Origin of the sequence: Bradyrhizobium sp. C-145, assembly GCF_023375135.1 — a bacterium.
GTDB lineage: Bacteria > Pseudomonadota > Alphaproteobacteria > Rhizobiales > Xanthobacteraceae > Bradyrhizobium > Bradyrhizobium zhanjiangense.
The window spans coordinates 5,231,382-5,255,185 of sequence record NZ_CP088150.1; the positions used below are offsets into that span (position 1 = coordinate 5,231,382).

The 23,804-nt window shown below is 60.5% G+C and carries 26 protein-coding genes and 4 pseudogenes; 8 read left to right on the forward strand and 22 right to left on the reverse strand.

The genetic code is table 11. The features are described from left to right. Positions 1-40 precede the first annotated feature (40 nt). From LRP30_RS24595 to LRP30_RS24605, 3 genes are all read right to left on the reverse strand, one after another. Complete coding sequence (locus LRP30_RS24595; RefSeq protein ID WP_128933102.1) at positions 41-250, reverse strand: hypothetical protein; 210 nt, start codon at positions 248-250, stop codon at positions 41-43. A gap of 860 nt (positions 251-1,110) precedes the next feature. Further along, the gene (locus tag LRP30_RS24600; protein WP_249756544.1) at positions 1,111-1,320 is read right to left on the reverse strand and encodes a hypothetical protein; all 210 of its coding nucleotides are present in this window, start codon (positions 1,318-1,320) and stop codon (positions 1,111-1,113) included. Between the two features lie 1,133 nt (positions 1,321-2,453). Beyond that, positions 2,454-2,678: a hypothetical protein gene (locus tag LRP30_RS24605; protein ID WP_249756545.1), complete on the reverse strand. Its 225-nt coding sequence runs from the start codon at positions 2,676-2,678 to the stop codon at positions 2,454-2,456. Positions 2,679-3,051: 373 nt separating this feature from the next. Between LRP30_RS24605 and LRP30_RS24610 the strand changes: the two are divergent. Then, a pseudogene (locus tag LRP30_RS24610) lies at positions 3,052-3,545 on the forward strand (peptidase dimerization domain-containing protein); the annotation flags it as partial. A gap of 61 nt (positions 3,546-3,606) precedes the next feature. Here the strand turns inward: LRP30_RS24610 and LRP30_RS24615 are convergent. After that, positions 3,607-4,497, reverse strand: coding sequence for a hypothetical protein (locus tag LRP30_RS24615; RefSeq protein ID WP_249756546.1), 891 nt, complete (start codon positions 4,495-4,497; stop codon positions 3,607-3,609). 914 nt (positions 4,498-5,411) lie between these two features. Here LRP30_RS24615 and LRP30_RS24620 point away from each other — a divergent pair. Beyond that, the gene (locus tag LRP30_RS24620; protein WP_249756547.1) at positions 5,412-5,591 is read left to right on the forward strand and encodes a hypothetical protein; all 180 of its coding nucleotides are present in this window, start codon (positions 5,412-5,414) and stop codon (positions 5,589-5,591) included. Positions 5,592-5,715: 124 nt separating this feature from the next. Then, positions 5,716-5,862, forward strand: a complete 147-nt coding sequence (locus tag LRP30_RS24625; protein ID WP_164940329.1) for a hypothetical protein — start codon at positions 5,716-5,718, stop codon at positions 5,860-5,862. Positions 5,863-6,325: 463 nt separating this feature from the next. Here LRP30_RS24625 and LRP30_RS24630 read toward each other — a convergent pair whose 3' ends face one another. The 4 genes from LRP30_RS24630 to LRP30_RS24645 form a co-directional block, all read right to left on the reverse strand. Further along, positions 6,326-6,544, reverse strand: coding sequence for a hypothetical protein (locus tag LRP30_RS24630; RefSeq protein WP_128946715.1), 219 nt, complete (start codon positions 6,542-6,544; stop codon positions 6,326-6,328). 990 nt (positions 6,545-7,534) lie between these two features. Further along, positions 7,535-8,002, reverse strand: a complete 468-nt coding sequence (locus LRP30_RS24635) for a hypothetical protein (protein ID WP_249756548.1) — start codon at positions 8,000-8,002, stop codon at positions 7,535-7,537. Between the two features lie 389 nt (positions 8,003-8,391). Continuing rightward, on the reverse strand, positions 8,392-8,787 hold the full coding sequence (locus LRP30_RS24640; RefSeq protein WP_249756549.1) for a sensor histidine kinase: 396 nt from the start codon (positions 8,785-8,787) through the stop codon (positions 8,392-8,394). Continuing rightward, complete coding sequence (locus LRP30_RS24645) at positions 8,788-9,267, reverse strand: histidine kinase dimerization/phosphoacceptor domain -containing protein (RefSeq protein ID WP_128933099.1); 480 nt, start codon at positions 9,265-9,267, stop codon at positions 8,788-8,790. 455 nt (positions 9,268-9,722) lie between these two features. Here LRP30_RS24645 and LRP30_RS24650 point away from each other — a divergent pair, with 455 nt between their 5' ends. Continuing rightward, positions 9,723-10,088 (forward strand): response regulator, encoded by a 366-nt coding sequence (locus LRP30_RS24650; protein ID WP_249756550.1) that lies wholly within the window; start codon positions 9,723-9,725, stop codon positions 10,086-10,088. Positions 10,089-10,180: 92 nt separating this feature from the next. Here LRP30_RS24650 and LRP30_RS24655 read toward each other — a convergent pair whose 3' ends face one another. The 4 genes from LRP30_RS24655 to LRP30_RS24665 all read right to left on the reverse strand — a co-directional run bounded on the left by LRP30_RS24655 (position 10,181) and on the right by LRP30_RS24665 (position 12,436). Then, positions 10,181-10,408 (reverse strand): hypothetical protein, encoded by a 228-nt coding sequence (locus LRP30_RS24655; protein ID WP_249756551.1) that lies wholly within the window; start codon positions 10,406-10,408, stop codon positions 10,181-10,183. A gap of 347 nt (positions 10,409-10,755) precedes the next feature. Next, complete coding sequence (locus LRP30_RS45005; RefSeq protein ID WP_256477620.1) at positions 10,756-10,887, reverse strand: hypothetical protein; 132 nt, start codon at positions 10,885-10,887, stop codon at positions 10,756-10,758. Between the two features lie 97 nt (positions 10,888-10,984). Further along, the gene (locus LRP30_RS24660; protein ID WP_249756552.1) at positions 10,985-11,302 is read right to left on the reverse strand and encodes a hypothetical protein; all 318 of its coding nucleotides are present in this window, start codon (positions 11,300-11,302) and stop codon (positions 10,985-10,987) included. A 24-nt stretch (positions 11,303-11,326) separates the two neighbouring features. After that, on the reverse strand, positions 11,327-12,436 hold the full coding sequence (locus LRP30_RS24665; RefSeq protein ID WP_249761821.1) for a DUF1236 domain-containing protein: 1,110 nt from the start codon (positions 12,434-12,436) through the stop codon (positions 11,327-11,329). A gap of 226 nt (positions 12,437-12,662) precedes the next feature. On the opposite strand from LRP30_RS24665, the gene LRP30_RS24670 reads away from it, so the two are divergent. Further along, on the forward strand, positions 12,663-12,890 hold the full coding sequence (locus LRP30_RS24670; RefSeq protein ID WP_128943891.1) for a hypothetical protein: 228 nt from the start codon (positions 12,663-12,665) through the stop codon (positions 12,888-12,890). 263 nt (positions 12,891-13,153) lie between these two features. Here the strand turns inward: LRP30_RS24670 and LRP30_RS24675 are convergent, their stop codons facing one another. The 8 genes and pseudogenes from LRP30_RS24675 to LRP30_RS24705 form a co-directional block, all read right to left on the reverse strand. Beyond that, positions 13,154-13,666, reverse strand: a complete 513-nt coding sequence (locus LRP30_RS24675; protein WP_249756553.1) for a PRC-barrel domain-containing protein — start codon at positions 13,664-13,666, stop codon at positions 13,154-13,156. Positions 13,667-14,132: 466 nt separating this feature from the next. Next, positions 14,133-15,171: pseudogene (locus LRP30_RS24680) on the reverse strand (glycosyltransferase family 4 protein). Positions 15,172-15,174: 3 nt separating this feature from the next. After that, positions 15,175-15,297, reverse strand: a complete 123-nt coding sequence (locus LRP30_RS45010) for a hypothetical protein (protein ID WP_256477621.1) — start codon at positions 15,295-15,297, stop codon at positions 15,175-15,177. A 5-nt stretch (positions 15,298-15,302) separates the two neighbouring features. Beyond that, positions 15,303-15,512, reverse strand: coding sequence for a hypothetical protein (locus tag LRP30_RS24685; RefSeq protein WP_128933098.1), 210 nt, complete (start codon positions 15,510-15,512; stop codon positions 15,303-15,305). A gap of 473 nt (positions 15,513-15,985) precedes the next feature. Beyond that, a pseudogene (locus tag LRP30_RS24690) lies at positions 15,986-17,281 on the reverse strand (ATP-binding protein); the annotation flags it as partial. Positions 17,282-17,317: 36 nt separating this feature from the next. After that, a pseudogene (locus LRP30_RS24695) lies at positions 17,318-17,602 on the reverse strand (GAF domain-containing protein); the annotation flags it as partial. Between the two features lie 1,008 nt (positions 17,603-18,610). Next, on the reverse strand, positions 18,611-19,087 hold the full coding sequence (locus tag LRP30_RS24700) for a DUF3833 family protein (protein WP_128933097.1): 477 nt from the start codon (positions 19,085-19,087) through the stop codon (positions 18,611-18,613). Positions 19,088-19,221: 134 nt separating this feature from the next. Beyond that, positions 19,222-19,401, reverse strand: coding sequence for a hypothetical protein (locus LRP30_RS24705; RefSeq protein WP_128933096.1), 180 nt, complete (start codon positions 19,399-19,401; stop codon positions 19,222-19,224). On the opposite strand from LRP30_RS24705, the gene LRP30_RS24710 reads away from it, so the two are divergent. Next, positions 19,400-19,621: a hypothetical protein gene (locus LRP30_RS24710; RefSeq protein ID WP_128933095.1), complete on the forward strand. Its 222-nt coding sequence runs from the start codon at positions 19,400-19,402 to the stop codon at positions 19,619-19,621. The genes LRP30_RS24705 and LRP30_RS24710 overlap by 2 nt on opposite strands. Before the next feature lie 753 nt (positions 19,622-20,374). Here the strand turns inward: LRP30_RS24710 and LRP30_RS24720 are convergent. Further along, the gene (locus tag LRP30_RS24720; protein ID WP_249756554.1) at positions 20,375-21,532 is read right to left on the reverse strand and encodes an MFS transporter; all 1,158 of its coding nucleotides are present in this window, start codon (positions 21,530-21,532) and stop codon (positions 20,375-20,377) included. 990 nt (positions 21,533-22,522) lie between these two features. Between LRP30_RS24720 and LRP30_RS24725 the strand changes: the two genes are divergently transcribed. After that, complete coding sequence (locus LRP30_RS24725) at positions 22,523-22,756, forward strand: hypothetical protein (RefSeq protein ID WP_128933093.1); 234 nt, start codon at positions 22,523-22,525, stop codon at positions 22,754-22,756. A 265-nt stretch (positions 22,757-23,021) separates the two neighbouring features. On the opposite strand, the gene LRP30_RS24730 is transcribed toward LRP30_RS24725, so the two are convergent. Continuing rightward, the gene (locus LRP30_RS24730; protein ID WP_091891403.1) at positions 23,022-23,222 is read right to left on the reverse strand and encodes a hypothetical protein; all 201 of its coding nucleotides are present in this window, start codon (positions 23,220-23,222) and stop codon (positions 23,022-23,024) included. A 296-nt stretch (positions 23,223-23,518) separates the two neighbouring features. Here LRP30_RS24730 and LRP30_RS24735 point away from each other — a divergent pair, with 296 nt between their 5' ends. Further along, entirely contained in the window at positions 23,519-23,791 is a 273-nt protein-coding gene (locus LRP30_RS24735) for a hypothetical protein (RefSeq protein ID WP_249761822.1), read from the forward strand. Positions 23,792-23,804 lie beyond the last annotated feature (13 nt).

Below are 23,804 nucleotides of genomic sequence, written 5' to 3' on the forward strand. Positions count from 1 at the left end.
CGGTAGCCTAGGAGCGCTTGTGTTGGATCGAGTGTCACGCCTATGCTGGATGCCGAAAGCGTCGATACTTTTGCGGAGGCGGCTCAACGTTCGACAAGTCGCCCTCTCCGAGAATAGCGGGAACGAGTTCGTCGCTCACAACCTTCTCCATAACAAATCGCACAAGCTTGGAGCGGGAGATTCCGCGCTCCTTTGCTGCCTTCTGCAGATATTCATCGTCCAAAGGAATGACGACATTTTTGATGGCCACAAATGTGTCCCCCGTAAGTCTCCTTGTTCGCATTTGCGCTCGTTTGCTGACCCGCAAAATTGGTGAGAATTGGAAAACACTGTGACAATAAACTAAGGTATGTACGCCGAAGTCCTGCAGACCGAGGTTCGAGGAGAATGCCCCCGAGAGCGTGGCGCTCGAATATGAGGTTCTAGAATGAACCGGATCGGCCGCAGAACGGTCTACGCCATGCTGGTGATTGTGGTGTTGCTGTTGATCTAGCAGTTTCTTGGGTCACTCTAGCCTAGGCTTGAGATGCTAGAATTTATCACTAGAGCAATAAGGAGGCGTCGCGCAGAGCGGTACATCCGGGCATTCCCGGATGATGAGCCGGCCGCGATGGTCGTGGTGGTAGCGTTGGAATTGCGGGCCAAGAGCCCCAGAGAGGCAACAGAGATGTTCGCGCGCCGGCCGCTCAGCGATGCTGAACGGGCGCCGATCTCCGCTCGCTGGGAGCGGACGTGGCACGGGATCAAGTAGAAGGCCCGCCAGCGTGAACCGGCGGGTCCGTTGTCGTGCCGCTGTACCCCCGACAGCTGACACCGCGATGGCCTTAGCCTTCTTCGGCTAAGGGCCCATGTGTGGACGGCTCCTGGTTGGCAAGGAGAATCTTCACTTTGCGGCGTTGGTCGGAGCGGCCATGTGTTCGGCCTGTTTGCGCGGTTCACGTGACCGCTGGCCATAATGCCCTCCGCGGATCAGGTCCCGTTCAAAAGCACGCATTCGGAGATGCCGTGGCCCTTGTGGGTTGTCCTGATCGCCGGATCGACCGGCGCTGCATAGGTGCTGTTCGCCCTTGCAACCGTTACGTCACACCGGCATGTCCGGCGTAATCTCATTTACGCCATGAGAGCGGCGGGTTCCTTGTAGCGTTCGTTCCTCGCCATCATCGCCCAGCCTATCCTGGCGAGTTTGTTGGCAAGCGCGATGGCAGCGACCTTAGTTGCTCGCCGCGCCAGCAATGCGGAGAGCCAGGGTCGACGCCCCGTTCCATGGATTTTGGCATAGCGGATCACGGCGAGTGCGCCGGCCGTGAACAGGCTGCGCAAAAACGGCGCCCATACCTTGGCACTCTCGTGCCGGTGGAGGAGCCGTCCACAGCATCAAGAGCGGACATGCCGGCCGCACAGCCTATCAATGAAAGCCCTCGATGTAAGCGCGAACCGAGGCAGCATCGCCAGCCCAAGCGGCAGAGATACCAAGTGCATGGATTTCGGGAGGTGCCCCGCAATTCGGGCCCTTGCGCGTGTCCATCATCATAGAAGCGACCGCTTCGTGTGCACGACCAGCCCGCAGCAGCGCGAGCGCGTGTTGCTTGCACCGTTTGAGGTATTCTTCTCGCCTGAGAGGCGTCGCATTCCTAGGCATTGGCGTCCCGAGGGGGCACCCTGTCGTCAAACAGGGCAGTGACGAAGCTGGTCGGAACGCATGCTAAGCAGAGTGGTCAGAAAACGCCAGTTTCTGCCGTGGGCCACTTGCGAATTGAAGTGACCGAAGCTCTCCCACAATCTATAGTCTTGGTGCATGGGCGCCACGATCGATGAGAGCCGTTATGGCCCCTCAACCCATATCAGATCCGCTCGGCGCGGATATCGTGCGTGCGCCGCCTCGCCGAAAGGCGTGGTTCCATGATGCCGATGTCACAGCTCGTTTGAGAGACGCGAGGATCGTTGAGCTTAATCAGATGCGGTTGACGACCGCTTCCCGACCGATTTGGGTCAAAAGGCGACTTGATGAATCTTTGCGATTACGATGCTCTTAAACTTGGGCAGGGCTCGGGTAAGGCGACGATTGTTGGGGCGTTTGGCCTACATCAACGCGCTGTCGACTTCGAAAAGCCTAATATTACGCTCCTTCATAAAAGCCAGAAGTCATGTCGCAATTCAGCGAATATCGAGGCTATAGATTGGGCTTAGTCCAGCGCGTGCTTGACTGGCGCGTCAAAATATATGTGGGGCCTCAAGTCTTGCACACCCAACCAGATAGCGCCTCGGCAACCACAAAAGAAGAGGCACTGGCCAAAGCACGTGCGATTATCGATCATCATATCTTGAGATGAAATCAAATCGGCTTGGGCGTTATCGCGGCGGCTTAGTCCGCTGCTTATTCAGCAACTGACATACCCATCGCATAGTTGGTCGGCGGCTCAGGGCCATCACCGGAAGCCGCAGGTCTTCGCCTTTCACGTGAGTTCCTCGAGCAGAGCCTTGGCTTCCTTCAAATCGCGGGTATCGAAGCCTTCGGTGAACCGGTTGTAGATCGGCGCGAGCAGCTCGCGGGCCTCGTTTCGCTTGCCTCGATCGCGCCAGAGCCGCACCATGCTCATAGCGACGCGCAGCTCGAACGATCTTGCCCGCTGCTTGCGGGCGAGTTCGAGAGCTTGAACAAGGCTTGCTTCCGCTTCCATGGATGCTCCGAAAAGCAATCGGAGTTCGCCTTCAATTCTGAGCACGTCGGCCTGCCAGAGATAGATGCCAACGATGCCGCTCGTATTCGCGTGGTTTGCGTCGAGGGCATGTTTAAATTGCCTTCTGGCGTGCTGCGACTGCCTGGTCGGGGTATCCCAAGGCCCATAGGCTCAGTGCCAGATAGGCAAGACCTGACGAGTGCGGATCCGCGAGGTAAAGCACCGAAAGAGCTTGGTCCATTTCGACCCTGTCGATTGCAAGGATCTGTTCCAGCTGTGCTTTCGCGGCCTCGAACTCGCCCATTTCAAGCAGCGAGGCGCCCATGGCGCGGTGCGCGATCAGTCGCGCCGCGCGGTCGCCGGTTTGCGCGGCCATCCCGGCTATGCCAAGGGCAAGATCGAGCACGCGATCAAGATCGCGGCCGCCATCGTCGAGCGCCTGCCCAAGGAAGGCTGCTCGCCGGAGACGACCTCGGGCAAGCAGGGCTTTCTGCACCCGGTCGGCATCGAGGGCGCGCTGGAACAGGCGACGCTCTCCTTCATCGTCCGAAGGACTATCCGCGCTCGACCTACACGTTCGAGGTGCGCGAGCAGTACCGCAACATGAAGCAGGTGATCGACCGTCACCCGCACGTGCTCGAATACGCCATCGAGGCAATCCGCCGCGCCGGCCTGCGCCCGATGCGCACCGCGATCCGCGGCGGCACAGACGGCTCGCGCCTGTCCTTCATGGGCCTGCCCTGCCCCAACATCTTCGCCGGCGAGCACGCGTTTCATTTGCGGCTGGAATGGGTCAGCCGGTAGGACATGGAGAAGGCGGTGCAGACCATCGTCCACCTCGCGATGATCTGGGAAGAGCGGACCTAGCGCCTCTTATAGTTATGCATGCCGAAATGGCCGGGCTTGCGCCCGGCCATTTGCTTTGGGCCTACGGCACCGGCATTGCGCGGGGGTTGCGATGGAAGCGATTGGAGCTCGCCATCCAATTCGGCAGCGGTTCTCCGTCACGATGCCGCCCGCCGGCGACGGCTGCGGCCCAGGCTACCGCGGCCCCGATCAAGGTCGCGGCCGCAACCGAGAAGGCCACGATGATCGCGTTGCGCCGCGCGCGGTTGATGGCCGTCTTCGAGACTGCGATGAGCGCGTCGACCCGTCGTTCCGCGTCGGGCGCCGCAAGTCCCGTGAGCGCGGCCACCTGCTGCACGAGATAGGTCCGGTCATCGGTGCTGACACCGCTGTGGCTCGATGACGTCATCAGGATGCGTCCCGCTTCGGCGCGGGCTTCCCGCAGATCGGTGTTGGGGGGTCGCCGCGGCGCGCGGAGCAGCTTGTCGAGCTCATAGCTCAACAGCGGTTCGGCGGCGGACATGTTGCTGGCCGAGCTGCGCATCGGCGAGCGGTCGATCGCGGCCGCGCCGAGGAGCGCGAGCAGCACGGCGCCCAGGAGCACCGCGAGAGCCCACGCCGTCAGGCCGTGCAGCCCGTCCCGCCGCTCGCCCTCATCCTCGATCGTTGCAAGGGCGGGCGCCGGGCGTGCGGCCCGGCCGGCGATGTAACCACCGAAACCGAAGCTGAAGATCGCCTGGATGATCAGATACAGCCCGGAGAGCAGCGCCAGCGCGGCTGAGGCATCACGCCACGTCGGCGAGGCCGAGCTGACGCCGAGGCCGATGGCAACGCCAAAGCTGACCAGGATGAACGACATCGCGCCGGCGGCGAAAGCGCCTGCGAGCACCGAGCTCCATTGGATGGTCCGGCGGTCCTCGGCGGCCACCCCGCCCTCCATGACTTCTTCCCGCATGAGTGTTTCAATAGCCATTATCGTTCTCTCAGCGCAGGCCGAAGAACGACAGGATCGCCATGATCACGACGATCAAGCCGATGAGATAAATCAGTCCGTCCATGGTCCCTTCCTCCTCAAACACGTCTAATCGGGAGGAATGAGGAACGTTCCTAATTCGGAAATTCCAGGAAACGAACCGCCGGGATGCGCATTTGCGTGGGCGAGTCCGAAGGATGAAGATTGTGGGTACAAAGGCCTCAGCCGGCCAGTCCCGAGCTGGGGCCTTTGCCGCATTTTGCAGCCGGCTTGCGCCGGCATTCGTCGCGCGGTTGAGCACGGCTGGCTGATGATCCACGAGAGCGGGTCGTACGTGAAGCTATTGACGTGACGGCTCGCGGACGGAGTGTCAAACCTGTCGTGCAAGCGCCCTCGCGGCGGGTCAGCACATCTTTACTATTGCCGCCCTTTTGCTTTTGGGTCGTTCATCGTGGCGCCGGGGTTAGCCGACCTGGGACTGCTTGACGCACCCTGTCCCGTCGTAGCAGCCGGGGAATCTCCTCCGCCGCTGCCTCCGGCACTGGCTCCGCTTGCTCCGCCATCTCCGCTTCCACCTGCGCCCGCGCCGGCGCCCGCGCCCGCACCCGCTCCGGCACCCGCCCGCCCGCACCACCTGCCCCGCCCCCGGCTCCTCCGCCTTGCGCCGAGGCTGCGGCAATCGATCCGAACACCAATGCGGCTGCTAAGGCAATCTTTGCGATTTTCATGTTGGTATCTCCTTGCTGAAGTTTGCATGCAAACCGAACGTCGCAACGATCGTTCCTAAGGCAGCGCCAATCCAGAGGTACTGCCGCAAGGGTCTAAGCGCCTGATCTTCCAGAGCTCGAGCGCCGCTCGCGAGCAACCATCAACGATCGACTGGGTTGCAGCACCAAACAGACCCTGAGGTCGTCATGAACAAAGATCCCCTACTGACACCCGACGATTTTCCAATCGAAGTGCACAGGGAAAAGCTCAAGAACCAGAGGGACGAGCCGGTCGCCCCTGCCGAGACGGAAGAGCTTGCGGGGGAGATCGCTGAGCGGCTTAAGGAGCAGGCCTATCAGGAGGAGCAAGATCGTTGGTCGGCTTAGAAAGCTGGCATGGCCGAGCCTTTGACTGCGGCGAAGTGACATCGCGACCGGCCATACCGAGGCGGTCGGCAGAAGCATGGATCAAGGTGAAGAACCGGAGCCATCCCGCGATGGAGCGCGAGCTATGACAGTCTTCGTATACGTCAACACCGGCAAGCAGGCTGGCGATAAGGACCACATTAAGGTGTTCGCTAACCAGGATGCCGCAGAGAAATGGTTCGAGGAAAACGACCCTGAGGGCGTAGCGTTCGAATATGAGGTTCTCGAATAAACGCGCATTCGCCGACGTGGATGCGCCTTCTGGGCCAGTAGGCCGGGTGGGCCGGCCAGCGTGAACCGGCGGGCCTGTCACAAACCTGTGGCATGAACTCTGCACAGTGAAAACCAACTGGGATTTCAGTGCTCGGTTTGAGAACGAAACGCTGCCGGCCATCACGGTGTCGGTCCAGTCCAGCATGCCTACCTGCTCCAGCAAGCGGTGCTGCTCACGGTACAGCAGAGATTGTCGAGGAACTATACCTGGACGGAAGCGCAGGGCTTGCGTCTTTCCATTGCTGGCCATCCCGGAAAGTGGCCGGTGGCAACGATTAAGCTGGCGCAGAAGTGACGGTGCCCACCGGCTTATGTGCGCTGATCGTCGTTCATGGCACGAGCAATTGGTGCTGCTGCGCTGTGGCAGGCGCTTCATCTGGCGCGGACGGCCGACGTGAGCGGAGGTAGCTGCGTTGTTCAACTCAAAAGGCGATCTTCTGCTCAGCCTCAAGGACGCGTTCGCGCAGTGCTTCCAATTCGGCAATCTGAGCAGCGAGCGCTTCGAAGCGGTGCCGAAGAACAGCGACAGCGGCATCCGCTCGACCGCCGCGATTGCCCGCCTCGGGCAAGTTGGCCCATTCGAACGGAGCTGCCGATCGCATTGACGCTGGGGAATTCTGGAAATGATGGAGACCAGTCATGGCCGGACCTTCCGAGCGGGCGCATGGGAAATGGAGTAGGAAGGCCGCGCCGCGCTTTTTGCATAGTGAGGCAACAATTAAATCACACAAAAGCCAAAAAAATAAATAAAGTTAATTCAAATTAATCACGAATTATAACACTCGCGCCGGAGGCTCGGTCGTGCGCCGTAGTGCTTTTTCCCCGGCTCCTTCCAGTCTGCGCTCCTGCCGAGCTGACCAAGCCGCTCTTCAAGCTCGCGCTTTGCTGCGATCAGCCTGACAGCTAGGACGCGCCCCACGTCGGTGTGCAGCGCCCACAACTCATCAATGGACATCGCGTCAAGGTGATCTCGATCCATGCCACCCGGGTCCCTGCAGATTACCCCAAGCTGCGTGGCTGAGGAGATGCCCAGCGTTCTAGGCCAAGCTCAGGCACGGGCACTGTTACAATTAAGGCCCCAATATTAAATCACATTAAATAAAAAATATATAATCAATTTTATGATCGCCATCTGCAATCGCTTTAAAAGAGGGGCGGCAGAGTAACGCCGCCCACGCAGGCTGCACGGCGAAGGCCGCCAGGAGGGCGCCGACCAGTCCCAGAGCCAGCCAACCGACCGCCGCCGAGATGACGCGGTGGCCATGGCCGTGCAGAGTGCGACGATGAGGGCCATGCCGAATTGGATATCGATGGTATTTCCCTCAGCATCGCCGTCTGCACAAGTCGGCGAGGGATGCGGAGACTTAGCTGCGGTTGAGAATGTCACGAATGTCGCCGAGTACCGAACTGCTGCTCCACCGCATCCGAAGCTATAGGGCCGATGGCCTCTAGCGCGGGGCGGCCAGGCCTTGAAACCACAGGAGAATGCGTCCCCGGCTAATTAGTGAAAGGATTTCGAGCGACGCCATCCTGGCGAGACGCTCGAGGATCTCAAGTGCGCGCCTCCTTTTCGAAGGAGAACAGAATCCTGCTGCGGGACTGGATGGCGGTCGTAGCGACCGCGGGATGGATCACTCGCCATGCAGCGACAGGCTGATGCGCGTAACGATCCCGTCCCAGGCGCGCTCTTCGCTGGCCGGATAATTGATCAGCACGCAATGGACCAGCCCGCCGGAGAAGTTGCAGCGGTCATACCAGACCTTGTCGCCCTTGTAGCTGGAAACCGCAAAAAACCGCGGCGTCACCCTCCTGTACTGAATGCGCGGAGGCGGACCTTTTTTCGCGAGGAAAGCAGCGGGCGAATCGTTCCCGACGTTGGGAGCAGCCTGTATCGTAAGGTCGGCGCGGCCGTCGGCGGTCCGGAAGCGTTGCCCATAACCGTCCGGTCGGCCCGCTTCTTCGGTGAAGATCGAAGAAGGAAAGGCGACCGACGTGCCCGTCTGCGGGATGCGGTAGGTCGTCCACGTAATGGGCTGCGCCGAAACCGAAGCGGCCGAGACAGCGACTGAAATGACGATCGCCAGAACTGTCGCTTTCATCGAAGCTCCTCCTTCGCAGACCCCGCCGAGAGATAGGCAATGAGACGGCTGCACGCCCTGCACACCAGGAAAAGCCGCAAGGCCGATTACGTTCCAAGAGGCCATCAATAAGCGCGGCCAGAGCTACTCGCCCTCCTCGACCTCGCCGGAATCGAGAAGCGTCAGCGCAGTCTCGATCTTGGCGAGGAGCGGCGCGATTTCCTCGCGCTCGTTCGGCCCGGGATCGCTCTCTAGCCGCCCAGGAGCGCCTGCTTCCGCGCAAGCTTTGCGACTGTGGACATCAGGACTTCCTCCGTTGCTCGGCCGGCAAGTTCAAGAAGGACATGGCGTGCCGACTCCGCCGCCAGTGGCCAACTCGGGTTCGGGCCAGTCTTTGACGATAAGAAACGCTAACGCGGATGCGCCCGCACGTGGACGCGCAGACCCGGATCCAGCCGCTGGTAGGCGATTTCGCCCTCCAGCTGCTGCATGAGCAGGAGCACGATGCGGGAGCCCAGTCCGCCCGGATCTGCTCCCTCGCGGAGGCCGACGCCGTTGTCGGAAACCGACAGATCGATGCCGCTTTCGCTCGAGAACGCGACCACGATATGGCCCGGCCTGTCGCACGGAAAGCCGTACTTCAACGAGTTCGTGACCAACTCGTTCGTGATCATGCCGATCGCGAGCGCGTGGTTGTTTGCCAGGTAGACGTCCTCGCAGACCACCTGGAAAGCGATGGGTCCAGACGGAGCCAAGGACTGGAAGACCTTCTCGACGACGTCGTTCAGGAAGTAGCGCATGTTCACCTAGCGCGAATCCTGCTTGAGCGAGAGGTGATCGTAGACCTCCGCCATCACCTGCAGCCGGCGCGCCGTGGCTTCCAGCGCGGCCGCGACTTCCGGCCCGCCGTGCCTTGCCTCCAGCCGGATCATCCCGCCGAGGATTGCGAGGTTGTTCTTGGTCCGATGCGCCATCTCCTGCAGCAGCACGGCCTTTGTCTTGTCCGCCAGCATGACCCGCCGCAATTCCGCGCGCTGAAATTCCGCGACGGTGGCCGTTCCGGCTGCGGTGGTCGCGAACAGGGCGTTGGTCGAAATATAATCGATGCCGCTACTGCCGGCGTAACTGAGGTAAGCGCCGACGCCGATGGCAATGATCGCTGCGAATATTCCGGAGCCGCGGTCGAAGATCAGGCCCGACAGAAACACGCCCGGGAGGAGCAGGAAATATCCCGCTGCCCCGGTCTGCATCTGCAGGGCCATCTGCAGCACGGCGCAGGCGACCATGATGCTCGCTGAGATGCCGTACGGACGGGGCTTGGAAGCCGGTGCTCGAGAACCAGCGGGTAGAGCCTGTTCATGGATTGAAAAACCACCCCTATGGCATAGCCGTTCCTTGCCCGCAGCGGCAATTCTAGGCAACCAGCTGGCATGTCCTGCAATCTCGACCGGAACCGGTCACTGGTCGAGGATCCCGCATGGCGGAGGCGATCAGCCGCTGCCGCATCTCTCCAGCAGCCCGCGACCGCTCCTGCACGGCAGCCCTCCGCGCCGCAAGCTTCGCCAAGCCGCAACCGGCTCCGAAACCCTGACGCCTTCGCGAGCCCAGGCCCTTGGGGATTTCAGCAGGCGTCATAAGACCAGCCAGAACAGGCTTCCACGTCGGCGCGCTAGCCGTCAGGAACGGCTACGCGTTTTGGCCGTTCGACATGCGTAACAAATGCTATCGGATATGAGCACCAGTGAGCGTACTTCTCGTCGAGGACGACCCTTTGATCCGCGAATTCGTCGTCGAAGCGCTGCGCGAGACGGGCTATCACGTGATCCACGCGAGCACCGGTGAAGAGGCGCTGGCCTGGTGCAAGCGCCACGTCGCGGACGTGCTGGTGACCGACGTCAAGCTGACCGGCCAAGTCGATGGGTGGCAGATCGCGGAGCGCTGCCGAGAGCAGGATCCGGACCTGCCGGTCATCTACGCGACGGGCTTCTCGCCCGCCACACCACGCCCCGTCCCCCGCAGCCGCATCGTGAAGAAGCCCTTCCATCCAGAGGAGATCGTCCGCACGATCAGGGAGCTCGGCGAGGAAAAGGGGGCGCCGCCGGGTTAGCTGCTCTACTCGTGGCCGAGCCTTTCACGCGCTCGCCGTAGCCCACCGCCGTCGGATCCGTCGCTTCGGTGCACCACCCCTTCCCGCGGAAATCATCCTTTCGGCAGGCCCAATTCCTCCACGGCCCGACCGCAGATCTCAGCGGGGTCCTTGAGGCCGGTTTGACCAATCTCGATGATCTTCTTGGCGATCAGTTCGGTGAGAGGGTCGTTGCGATCCTGTACGCCAATCCTGCGCAGCGCCTGTTCGTAGGCTTTCGAAAGCCGCGTGATCTCTTCAGGCCCAAGAGGCGAGTTTTGAAGTATTCGGTAGATGGCCATTGTTGTCCCAGCAGGGCGCAGCGTAGCACCGATCTGCTGAGGGGGCATTGCATCTTAGCAGCCAATTTTAGCTTTCGCAGACTCCCCCTGCTTGCGTCCTGTAAGCGTGCGCCAAAAAGCGCGCCGCAGACCAACGGGAGCTCCGCGCCTTTCCGTCCGAAAATCTTTCGGCGGCGCAGAGGAACGATAGCACCAGCGCCAGGTTTTCCCGACGCCTCTGCCCCAAGGGGCGAACCCCGTACTGGCCCCAGCTCATAGCCCCTGCCCCCGAGCGGGGGCCTTCATCGGAAGCGAGGCGGAGGCTTCGGCGAAGCTCCCGCCCTTCCGAATCCTTTGCCCCCCAGAGGCTATTCGTCTTCGCCTACAGCAGCGGAATCCTCGGTGCCGAGCAACTTCAGCGCGGTCTCGATCTTGGCGAGGAGCGCCTGGATTTTGGCCCGCTCGTTCGGGCCGGGATCGGCTTCGAGCCGCGCCAGCAATTGCTCCTTCTATTCCAGGAGCTTCGCAACAGAAGACTCACCGCGGAAACGTAATCGACGTCGAAAGGGCCGCTCTCTGAGCGGCCCTTTTCCTAGTTCACCAGCTGCGGGTGCCGAAGCTGAAACCGATGCTTGGGCCGCCGCCGTAGTAGCCATAGCCACGATCGTAGTAGCCTGGCCCACCATAGTAATCGTAGCTCCGGCGGACCACATAGCCGTCGTCTCCGCCGTAATAGCGTTGGACATAGCGGGGACCGCGGGTCCGGTAGCAACGGCCGAACTCGTTGCAGACGAGACGGACCTGCTGGATGCCCCCAGCCTCCGTCGTCGCGATGGCCGCAGGCGCGAGCGGGGCGGCATTCGCAGACGCCGCCATCAGGGTCGCCGTGAGTGCTCCTAACACGATGGTCTTCATGGATGTTCTCCTTCCGCTGCTAGATCAGTCGATCTCTTCGATGATGCGACGCTCATGGGGTTCGACGATGTAGGTGCGGCTGTCCCGGTTGATGTACCGGTACTCGCGAAGGGTCGGAGAATCCCGATACACCTCTTCCGGAAACGCCTCGATCTCGACGCCTTCCGGCACGCGCTCACCGGTGCGGATCTCGGTACGGACCGTGCTGCCGGTCGTCCGACGCTCGCGCTCGACCGGACGCGCCTTGGCGTGCTTGCGAATCACCTCGCGATCGCGGTCGCTGAACGTCGCCCTGCGCTGCTCGCTGCGCGCCGGCGCCGACGCGGTGGAGCGGCCGGAGTAAGGTAGGACGGTCACGATCTTGTAGCTGGACGGCTCCACGATCACGATCTCGTCCTTCACCAGCACGAAGCTGTAGCCGCGATACTGCGGCACGATCTCGACGACCTCCGCCGGCAGCGGCTGCAGGCGGACGTCGCTCGGCACGACGGTGCCCACCGACAAGGAGAAATTCACGTTGGTGAGCGGCTGCACGTTCAGATGCGAGATCGACGCGCTGATCCGGGTCCGCTGCTGATCGTTGATATTCACCGAAGCATTCACGTTGGCGTTCGACGAACGATCGGCGGTGTTCTGCTGATTGTTCGGCTGCTGAGCGGCGTTGGTCGAACCGCTGCCCGTCGGCGACTGCGCCTGGTTGGTGCCCGAGACGGATGGGTTGGCACTCTGCGTCTGGGTGTTGGTGTTCGAAGGAGGATTGGTCTGCGCCTGGTTCGAAGGCGTAGTGGTCTGGTTGGGCGGCTGATTGGTCTGGGCCTGGTTGGTCGAGTTGTTCGAGGCAGGCGCCTGCGTGGTGTTGGTACCTGTACCGGAATTGGACGTCTGGCCCGCACCGGTCTGACCGCCCGAGGACGGAGACTGCGTCTGTGCCGGATTCGTCGAAGTATTGGTCTGCGCGTATCCCGAAGACGAGCTGGACGGTGTCGAAGTCGAAGAAGGCGTCGTCGACGTGGAATTCTGCTGACGCTGCGCAGCCGGCGGATTGGAGCTGGACGTGCTCGGAGAAGATTGTGCGAAAGCCGAAGTCGCGATCGCGACCGCAGCGGTCGTAGCCAACAATAAACGCTTGTTCATCTGAAATCCTCCTAATGGTCGCCGAACAACACCGGACGAAGGGTCGGGTTCCAGAACGGGAAGTTTCAGCAATTCGACTGAACGGCGCAGCCAGAAATTCCTTCCGGCTCACAGAAGAATTCCCGCAATGCAGCGGCGCGACGATCGCAGATATCGGGAACAAACGGAACCTCGCGCGAGCGCGCTCGTTGGCAGGTGACTACTTACAAACAACGAGGAGGACATCTTGAAGAAGCTGATCGTATGCGGCGCTCTCGCCGCCTTCGCCCTCGGCGCTCAGGCGGCGAGCGCCGCCGAGTTCTACATCGTTCGCGACGCAACCACTAAGAAGTGCACGGTCGTCGACAGCAAGCCGACGACGACCACCACGACGGTCGTGGGCGATGGCGTGTACAAGACCAAGACGGAAGCGGAGTCCGCGGTGAAGACCACCAAAGTCTGCACCGAAAAGTAAACGCTTATCGCAGGGCCAAGCGGCCCGGCGAAAACGTTCTGACAGCAATTGGAGGAGAAGATGCCTGTACTGATTTTATGGGCCGTTCCTACCGTGCTCGTTGTTGGCGGCGTCGGCTATTGGTTAGCTCACATGCACTGAGCGAACAGCAACTCGCATGAACGGCTCGTCCGCAACCGGGCGAGCTTTTTTTGGACCCGCGAAGACCGCAAAGAATAGGGCCCCTGGCGGGGGCCCTATTCTTTAGTGAGCGCTCGTCGCCACTAGTTATAGTCGGAGTATTTGAATCGCGGGAGCGCCTTCAATTGCTCCTTGTTGCCGCTCATCATGGCATGGTCGGGCACCCAATCGTTGGCGTTGCGGCTCGTGGTGGTCGTCGAGGCCGCCCCGGTGGTCGTGTCACGCGCGGTGGTGGAGGTGCTGGTCGAGCTCGTCCGGACAGGCTCTTCGACGAACTTCAGCTTGTCCATCGAGACGGCGATATCGTGCTCGCCCATGCCGAGGAAGCCGCCGATGCCGATCACCACCGCGTTGATCTTGCCGCTCTTATCGACGAGCAGCTCGTTGATGTCGCCGAGCTTCTCGTTGGCTTCGTTGTAGACGTTCAGGCCTATGAGCTTCGAGGCGCGCCAATTTCCCTTGAGCGCCATCTTCGCGTCGGCTGGCTGGGCCGTGGCCGCCGGCGCGGCGCGATCGGCTGGCTGAGTGGATTGCGCGAACGCGGCCCCGCCCATCACGGCAGCGCCAACCAGAGCGACGGCAAGAAATCTTTTCATCGATCATCTCCTCCAACGTAAGAGCCGCATCGTTCAGATGCCGGCGCCAACGCCCAGAATTGCCACTTTGTTCCCGAGGTTCAGAGATGCGCGCGCCACCAAGATTTGACCACCATTGCAGCATCAGCATCCCTATCGATGTTCGGTGGTCACAGGCCGGACGGAAATCCCCTTGCCTTCGGAGCGGAGACAAGCCTCCGAGAAATGTGGCCAAACCTGCTTCGAGCAATCTTCCGCTTCCTTCGCGGAGTCGCTGGCCCGCTGGACCTTCGGCAGGGAGGAGGCACTTCGTTCGCGAGAGCCGTCATTGCGAGAAAGGACAAAACCTGCCCTTGCGGAAAGGATCGTTCTCATGCGCGCCTCCTGATCGGCAACGCCGAGAGTCCAGAGCCGTTCCGACGGGAATCGAAACGAGACGCGTCCCTTCTCGAATGCTTCGCGCCCCCTCTCGGCTCTAGAACTGATCTCAGGGGCGGCACGGGCGGCACCCTCCGCGGGCGACCAGCTTGCGATATCGATTCTCGTACTCTTTCGCCATTCGGCTCGCAGCGAAGCGCTCCTCCACCCGGGCACGGACTGCTCTTCTGTCCAGCCGCTCCAATTCGTTCACCGCCCTGATCGCCTGCTCCTAACCGTTGACGATGAAGCCGGTGACGCCGTCCTCTACGACTTCCGGGACCGAGCCCGAGCGATAGGCGATCACGGGCGTTCCGCATGCTATTGCCTCGATCATGACTAGTCCGAACGGCTCCGGCCAATCGATCGGAAACAGCAGGGCCGCTGCGTTCGCGAGGAAAGGCTGCTTCTTCGCGTCGTCGACTTCGCCCACGAGCTGGATCTTCTGGCCATCTATGTGAGGTTCGAGGTTCTTCTTGAAGTAGGACGTCTCCGCGCGAGGTATCTTGGCGGCGATCCGCAGCGGTAGCCGCGCGGCGCGTGCGATGCGTATGGCGGCTTCCGGTCCCTTGTCCGCCGTCAGACGCCCTAGAAAGGCCACGTACGAACCACGTTCGTAGGACGGCCTAAACAGATCATTGGGCAGCTCGTGCCGGATCGTCGCGATCCAGCTGGCGTCCGGAAGCTGCCGACGCTGGTTGTCGGAAATAGCGACGAATGGCGCATTCGGAAAAGCCCCCATCACATCGGAGAGACCTGGAAGGTCAAGCCGGCCGTGCATCGTCGTGAGGAACGGGACTTCCGTCCGCCGCAGCACCGGAAGCGGCAGCCAGTCGACGTGGGAGTGGATCACGTCGAAGTCGACCGCGCGCGGCGATGGCCTCGATCGGCAGCGCGCAGGCGGCGTTCGGATCCGCATCCCTCCGCCCCAGGCGTAGCGCGCGTGGCGTGGAGCTTTCCCTTCGTTTTGGAGTCCCCGCTTGCGAACAGGGTGACGTCGTGTTCGAGCTCGATCAGTCCATCGACCAGCCAGGCGACCACCCGCTCCGTGCCGCCGTAAAGCTTCGGGGGACGCTCTCGGCCAACGGAGCAAGCTGGGCGATCCGCATCGGCTAGGCCCCGATCACGAACCGCAGGGCAATCACGATGACCGCGGAAATAAGGTATGAAATCGCGAGCAGCGTCCAACCGGGCCTTGTGCTCTCGCGAACCACGCGCGCGACGAGCATCTTCATGCCCGTCAACATTCGTCCTCGGGAAGCTGGTGCAGGTAGGCTATCCCGAAGCTGGCGAGTTCTTCGGCATCGCTCTCTCGCTCTTCCCGTCTCCTTTGCAGATAGCGCTCAAGCAGGCAGCGGCGGCTGTCCTGAACGTCGACGTCAGGGTGCGCCGCCCGGTATACGGTCCAGGCCGTCTCTGCCGCCGTTCTCACCGTGACTTCGTCGACCATCCTCCCGCTCCAAGCGATCGCACCCAGTCGCTGCCAACTCAACGCGATGGCGAAAGTTTCCGGTGTTTCCCGAAGCTTCGATACCTTTGGCGGAGAAGCGCTCGGTAGGTCTATCAGGTCGCTTTCGCCCGCGCGCGCTCGCGAGCGGCTCGGCGGCGTTGGGCTCGACCAAGCCGTGCTGAGTCCTGAAGGCGAGCCGCATCAAGAGGCTGGATCGTCCTGATGTCACGCGCCGAAGGCGCACGAACTGCGATCTGAAGTACAAAGGCCTGCGCTGGCGAACCGGGGCGTGCCTCCAATTGCTGACTCGCGTTGCCCCCCGCTTTGCCAATGAGTAAGCCGACCGGATATTCATGTCCCGGATAGAACCGCGACTGCACGGCTTAGTTGGGCGTCGCCCGCCCCCTGTGGAGGCTCCGCTTGTGCTGGTCTACCCCTACCGCGCAGCCTGACGCCAGCGCGGGGCGGCGGATCTAGGTAGGGACATCCGCCGTCGCGTAGAACGGGCTCTCGTTTTCGCGATCCGTATCCGCCTTCTCGGACCGCCGGCATTGGCCAGCGTATTCAGTGGAACTGGTCTCCTCTCGCTCTAGAGGCAGGCTGAATTGAAAAACGGCACCCCGAGTTTCATTGGCGCCCGCCCATATGCGTCCCCCGTGCGCTTCCACGATTGAACGGCAAATTGATAATCCCATGCCCATGCCACTGGGCTTGGTCGTGTAGAATGGATCGAAGACGTGCTCAAGGCTCGCCGGATCCAGTCCCGGCCCCGAATCTCGCAAGCTGACGAGCACGCCATTCAGGGCATCTCTGTCGGTGCTGATCAGCAACTCACGCGGCTCCTCGCGGACGGCGCTCATCGCTTCGACGGCGTTGATGATCAAGTTGAGGACCACTTGTTGCAGTTGGACCCGATCTACTCGAATGAGCGGCAAGCCCTCCGCGAGGTGCGTCCGCACCGAGACGCCGTTCTTCACCACTTCGCCATGGGTCAGAGCTATGACCTCAAGCACTGCCGCGTTGATCTCCATTTCCTCTCGCCGCGGAGGTGCCTTCTTGATAAGCCCTTGGATCCGACCGATGATCTCGCCGGCTCGCAGGCTATCAGTTATTATCCAACCAAGCGTCTGGCGAATCCGATTCAGTTCTGGCGGTTGAGCATCAAGCCAGTTCAACCCAGCCTCTGCGTTGGCGACAACCGCCCCGATCGGCTGCTTCATTTCGTGTGAAATCGAAGCCGTCAGTTGGCCCATTGTCGTGACGCGATTGACGTGCGCGAGCTCCATCAGCGCTTCGCGGTAGCGCCGCTCGTTTTCGCGGGCTTCCGCTTCCGCCCGCTTGCGCTCGGTCAGATCGAGCACGAACGCGACGCCTTGGTCTCGCTGTTCATCGAACGCCGCCGAGCCGATCAGCACGGGCACGCGGCTGCCGTCCTTGCGAAGGTACTCCTTCTCAAAGGGTTGCACCGCGCCAGTCCTCTTTAATTCTTCCTGGGCGCGTGCGGTGCGATCTCGCCATTCCAGCGGCGTGAGGTCCGTCCAGCGCACACGACCCGAGATAAGATCCTCGCGATCGTATCCCACCAGACGCAGAAACGTATCATTGGCCTCAAGGAGCCGACCATCGAGCTCCCAGATGTAGATTCCGATGATGTTGGCATCGACCAGACGCCGGATCTTCGTCTCACGTTCTTCGAGCTGTCTGTGCTGTGCCGCTAACCTTTGCAAATCAATCTGCACCGCGTCGCGCAACTGATGCAGGAGTCTGAGGTAGGGCTTGCTGTACTCGTTGCTTTTGTTGTCGAGAACGCAAATCGTTCCGAATACCTCGCCATCGGGCCAACTGATCGGTACCCCAAGGTAGGAAATCATCCCCAGCTTGATGTCAGGGTTTGATTTCCACGCTTCGTCGCGAAGGGCGTCTGGAACGAGCAGAGGTTGGCACGTCTTCATCACGGTTTCGCAATAAAGCCCCGTGTTAAGGGGTGCGAGTTCATTCGGTTCGTAGGGGTTCCCTTTGGACTCGCTGGATACGAAAACTTTGATGTTGGGCGGCTCTACTCGCATGATCAAAGCAGAAGGAACGTGCATGATCTCGGCAAGCACATCCACGACCTCTTGCCATTTATGGATGATTTCAGAAGGTACTTGGATAGAGTTGTAGAGCAACGGTTGACCTCACCGAGTGGCCCGCCGCGGACAACGCGGCCAGGATAGCCTTTCGCTTGCCATCGGCGCGCCCGGCGCCATTTCGGGCAAAAGTCTCGCTCGACATGCCCGCTGGACCTGGAAGCCACTATCGCTATCAGCGCCGAGCCGAAAAGGCGGGCCAAATTGCCGGACTCCGCCGTCAGGCAAGCCACTGAGAAGGACGCTGATCTTCGTCCGGCCCGGCCAAGGCGCGCTGAAAAGCAGCTTATCACAGCCTCGACCAGGATGTCCCGCAGAAAGGGCGGTGCGAGGCTGGGTTGAGCTTGAGGGCTTTGATCCCGAGCAGGTTCCAATGCTCAACGTCGAGACCCGTCTTGAGAAGCTCGGCAGACCGGGACGCCTGTTTATTCCGAGGTCATGACAATGCCGCCGAAGCATAAGTCGCGGAGCGTTGCACATTTTCAGCCCGCACAGCCATTGGAGGTAGTAAGCTGGTCGATCAGAATGACTGAAACATATTTCGCGTTTACTTCGATACGATGAGCGGGGGCGAGAAGTGTTCGAGGTCTATCACAATGGCAAGCGGGAATTGCCCGTTCTAAGCACAGGAGCTACGACACCCGAAGCTTACTCTGCAAACAACTGGCGCAAGAGCAGAAGCGGAATCCGCAAAATAAGCGACGAAATTAGGCCAAGCGTCCAGAACGGTATTTCGTTCGTAGCCTAGAGGTCACCAACAAGGAACGATTTAGTTTGAGCGCATCGGCCAGCGGAGGTGCTCCACGAGCAATTCTGCAGCGTCGCCAGGACTACGCCGTCGTTGCAGCCGTACCCGGCGTTCCATATCCGGAAACGTCTGGCCATCAGTTGCCGACCCACGCGTTCGCGGTTCGATCTCCCCTGAGTCCTCACCCGCTCTCCCTGTGGCAGTGGCGGACACCAGCGAAGCTAAAGCTTATGGTAAGTAACGTGCGCCGTCGCAAACGGGATGCCAGCACGGCCAGCACGGCCGCGGACTATGCAAGCTCGTTCATCGATTCCATAAAACCAATCGTCGAAATTCAACTTGAGCGATTTGCCGTCCCCTTGCGGTGTATCGCGCGTGTATTTCCAATGGAATGCGCAACCAGCTTGCTCCCCAATGGCTTCACCTTCCAGTCGGTTTTCCAAGCCGGTGTACTTGCCTTCCTCACCCTTTCGGAACGTCCAATGCAGAGTATCACTATGACCATCGTCAAATGTGTATGACTCGACGAACAGCACTGTATCCGTGTCCGCATCTAGTTCGCCGTGACCAGCAATCGTTGCGCGCTTCAGTAGTCCACCAACTAGACTTTCGAGCACTGCCCAACCTTCTAGCCGCCCGATGAAAAAACGCTCGGGAAGAAACAGCGGCGTTGTTCCTCTAAAAGCATCGATCGCCATTGGTAAACCCTTCGAAATGCATCTAGTACACTAAATCTCCTTTCTCCGGCTGGTTCCTACTTGGCTCTCCGGCACATGCTCCGCTCGGAGCGGTCAACCATCCACAGCCCGCCCTTGCATTTATACGATCGGAGTTAATACCGCTCGGCAATCGGTTCACTGTTGATGCCGGGTTTATCGCAGGCGTCACCGGCATAGCCTTCTTTGGGCAAGACCGGCGTTGCGATGACCTCTTCTTGTCTTGAAACTTCGCGACTTCGGGCGGATACTTGGATCAAGTCCTTAGCCATCATCATTCCGAGGAAGACGATCATGGCGATCCAGATCGTGATGGACAGCACCGGTGACAGCCGTCACTTTTTCAATCCAGACGACGCACGAGAGCTCGCGAAGGGGGAGCGGCGGTTCTACGAACTGACCGATGCCGGCTTCACCGCGGCCGTCCGGACGGGTCCGGGTCAAGTTTCGCAAATGCGATCGTTTGACCCGAACGCGGAAGAAACCGTCTTCTTCCCTAGGCTGGTCGGCGGGTGATCGGCCCGCGTCATGTTGGGCTTCAGATCATCTCGCCGACATGAACGCCGGCGGGCGAGAGCCGTTCGGGCTCTCTTCATCAGACACGGCGCCGAGAGAACTCCGGAGGGCCGCTCGCTGCAGCTCTTGCGGACGTGGCTATCGCCGGCCCAGCGTGCACAGTTCGCGGGAAAGGGCTATTTCGAGGTCATCGGTGGCGACACTGGCAGGCAATATCGGATCTACGCGGGCGCGTCGACGAACGTCTGCGAGATCGACGAAAAGGGCCGCCCTACGCGCGGCCTGTGTTTCATGCCGCGTGGTAATCTGCCGGTCGGAGATATTATGCTTTCCCAAAAGATCGCGCTGGATGCTGCGAGAATCGCGCGCTGGAGGTAGCCAGAAGGTTCGTACCGACCGGTTTCATGTTTCGACTCCTTGGTTGAGCCGCCACGGTCCTCGCTTGGGTCATCGGCGAAAGTTGTGCCGTATCGGAGATTCAGGGCGTGCCTAATGGATCGGGACACCTGTCTGCAAGGCCCGCACGAAGCCAGCAACTAAGCTGAAAATTCGAGGCTACGTCGCTGTCAGTGTAGATTTTTAGACTGCCGTCTCCTTCGACGGAGCATGAGATGCCGTTGCAGACGACGTCAGTTGGCTCGAACAGGATTTCGCCCGAACGCCGAACTGGCCGAGGCATGAGACGCAGTTCGAATTCTGCGTTTCGGCGGTGCGTACACCGACGGCTCCTCCCCCGTTCGCTCGACCGAAGGATCAGCCCCTCCCATTGGCGAAGCCAAACCAGGCGAATGGGAGTGCCAGGACACAGAGCGCCGCCATAGGAAAGAACGCCGCCCCGGCATAGGAAGCATACAGTTCGCCGGACAAGAAGGTTAGTACTGCCGTTAGCAACCCCGAGCCAAACGCATAGAGAGATTGAGCAGTTGCGGCGACGCTTGCTGCGACCAGCGTCCCCATCATTCGCATGCAAGCGAGATGAAGCAGAGCGAACGTTAGTCCGTGCAACGGCTGTATCAGCGAGAGCAGCAACACTGAGGTGGTCACGCCTGCTACGGACCAGCGGACGATTCCGGCCGCAGCTGCCAAGATAGCCGCGCCACGTACGCCAAACCTATCCAGGAGCGCTGGACCGGCCAGCATGAACACCAACACTTCAGCAAGCACCGATTCCGACCACAAGAAGCTAATTGCCGAGGTGCTGATGTCCGCATCGCTCCACCTGATCACTGCAAATGCATCGTGCACGGCATGACTGCCATAGATCAAAGCCGATGCGATGATCATGATGCGAAACTGCGATACGCTGATCAGGGCTTTCATCTCTGACACAACAAAGGATGGCGACCTCTGCGATCGGGCTTGCCCAGGTAGCAGTGCAGTGGCGCCAGCGGCGGCGATCAGGAAGGCGGCGTTCATCCAGATAACCGGAGTGAGATCGGCTGGGCTTACGAGTTGTCCGGCGATCAGTGTTCCCAGAACGAAAGCCGCGGAGGCAGCCCCCCGTATCCACCCATACTCGAATGGCCTTCCCGCCAACCGAGGTCTCACTGTATTGACCGATAAAGCATCAGCGATCGAGGTGGTGGGGGCGAGAGCGGCAGCCTGAACCAACGCGACAAGAAGCAAGAACCAGAATTTATCGGCCCAAAGCAATGCGACGGCTGCTGCGGCCGCCACGGCAGCACAGCCCGCCAGCACGAGGCGCAATGACCCGAGCCGATCTGCCAGCATAGCAACTAACGGTCCAAAAACGAGCCGCGTCAGCATTGCGGCAGCCAGGATCAGACCGATCTGGTGAGACGCCAGAGCTCGCGTTTCGAAAAATTTTGGCCAGAACGGAGATGCGGCGCCGAACGCCGCGTAGAGGGCGACGTAGAGGACTATATAGGCGATTGGTGCGGGAATGCGCACAGGGTCCTATCGGTTGCTTTATAGCCTGCATGCGTGCGAACGCTGGTGCCAAGGCGCAAGTCAGATCGGAGGACTGGCTCCCAAAGCGAAGTTGGCCCGCACAGACCACTCGGATCAACTCGGATCCGCACGCCGTGCTCGCGAACTGTCGCCTCCGTCTCTGTTGTGCCAGCACTCCCCCGAACGAGTACTGTAGGTCAGTCATGCCGACCAACCCCTACTTCGCTCAGAACGAAAGGACCTAGCATGAGACCCTGATCAGAGGGACTTCGAGCGATGCCATCCCGCCGACACGCGGGACGATTCTCAAGCGCTTGAAACTCCCGTCCATTCCGGCCATTAATTCCGCGGTCTTTGCCTACCAGCTTGGCGTTTATACTCCTGTTGCGTTGGAGTTTCCGGTGCCGGCCTCCCGCCCCTACAGGAAGGGCTATCTGAAGCTGTCCTTCGTCTCATGTCCGATTGCACTCTATCCCGCAATCTCGGCGGCCGAGCGTATCTCGTTTCGGCAGGTCAACCGCCGAACGGGCCATCGCCTCAAACACAGACTGATCGATTCAGTCACAGGCCAAACCGTTGATGCAACAGACAAGGCGCCGGGGTATGAGGTCGGTGAGAAGGAGTTTCTGCTGGTCGAGGATCGAGACCTTGAGCGGGCCAGACGCATGCGCTCGGCGCCTGGTGAGGAGGAGCTTACCGCGCCACGCCACCGTAAAAGCCCGCCAACCGCTCCCGCCGCCTTGGCGACCAGGCCGACGAAAGCGCCTGCGACTATGAGGATGAAGACGGGGAACAGGAGGAAACTGTCCTTCGCCCGCGGCCGCAGAATACGCGCACGATCCAGATCGAACGCTTCATTCCCGCAGGGCAGATCGATGCGCAATATTTTGAGAAGCCGTACTACATCGTGCCGCGGGAGGAGATCAGTCAAGAATCGTTTGCGGTGATTCGAGACGCAATGAGCCGGGAGGCGTTGTCGGGCTTGCGCGCGTGGTGCCGTCCTCGCGCGAGCGGCCAGTTCTCCTCGAACCGGCAGGTCGCGGCCTTCTCGGCGTGACGCTGCGCTTCGCGCAGGACATCCGAAATGAGGCGGACTATTTCAGCGAAATTCCGGAAATGAAGCTGCCGTCCGAAATGATGAAGCTCGCGCAGCACATCATCGTCGCAACTCTCTATTCGCGAGTCGGCGTTGCTTTGCCGGAACGCAATCAAAAAAAGAGATGATGAAAAATACAGCTTTACGCGAGTACAACAGGACAGGCCAACTCGGACTAGGCTTGCCATAATAGCGATGGCCACGCTGGCCATCTGTAGAATGTCCGTGTTCAGAATTATGCCAAAGCGATTGACAAACGGTTATGAGGTTGCGAGCAGCCGGTATTGTAGTATGCAAGTTGCGTCGAGAACGCTATCGAAATTCGGCGAACAATGGCTTGCGCAATACGCCGGGCATCGGCTGCAACTTGGCCAAGTAGCGGTCGACGTCGAACTAAATCATCCCCTTCTTCGTGGCCCGCAAGCTACGAACGTAATACCCTTGTCGCTGAACCGTTGACCTAATCTCGTCGCTTACTTTGAGAATTCTTTTTCTGCTCTTGCGCCACTTATTTGCAGAGTAAGCCCCGGGTATCGCGGAGCCTGTGCTTAGAACGAGCAAGTCACGCTTCCCATTGCGATAGACATCAAACATTTTTCGCCCCCTGCTAATGCCTGTCGAAGTAAACACGAAATATGTTTCGATCATTCTGATCGAGCAGCTTACTACCTCGAACGCCTGTGCGGGTTGCAAATGTGCAACGCTCCGCAACTTCAGCTTCACGACGTGCCAAGCCTGCGAACACGGGAAGCTCATGAAATCGGGACAATAGCTGTCCACAGACCTTCACTGGACAAGATTGAGCCTACACATTTCGAATCCCTGCTCTGTGCTATGCGCCGGAACGGCGGGCTTGGATGGCGATTCCTTCCGCGTCGATGGAGTTCGTGATGTTGATGTTCCGGGAGCGACGCCCCGCTTATCGCACGATCGAAGGCTGGGCTCGGTCGGTGTTGTTGGAAGCTGGCGCCATTCGTGAATGCGAGGAGCATGGTTGGATGCAGGACCGCACGGATCCTCATGCCCGCGATCGCGCGATCGAGATCGCCCGAGAGACGCCGCCGTACGGGGTCTCGCCAGAGGCGGCTGCCGTCGCCGTAGCGGAAGTCCTGGACGGGATCGGCGACACTTGTCCCGAGTGCCGGCCCGAAGACAGGCACTGACGACGGTCTCTTT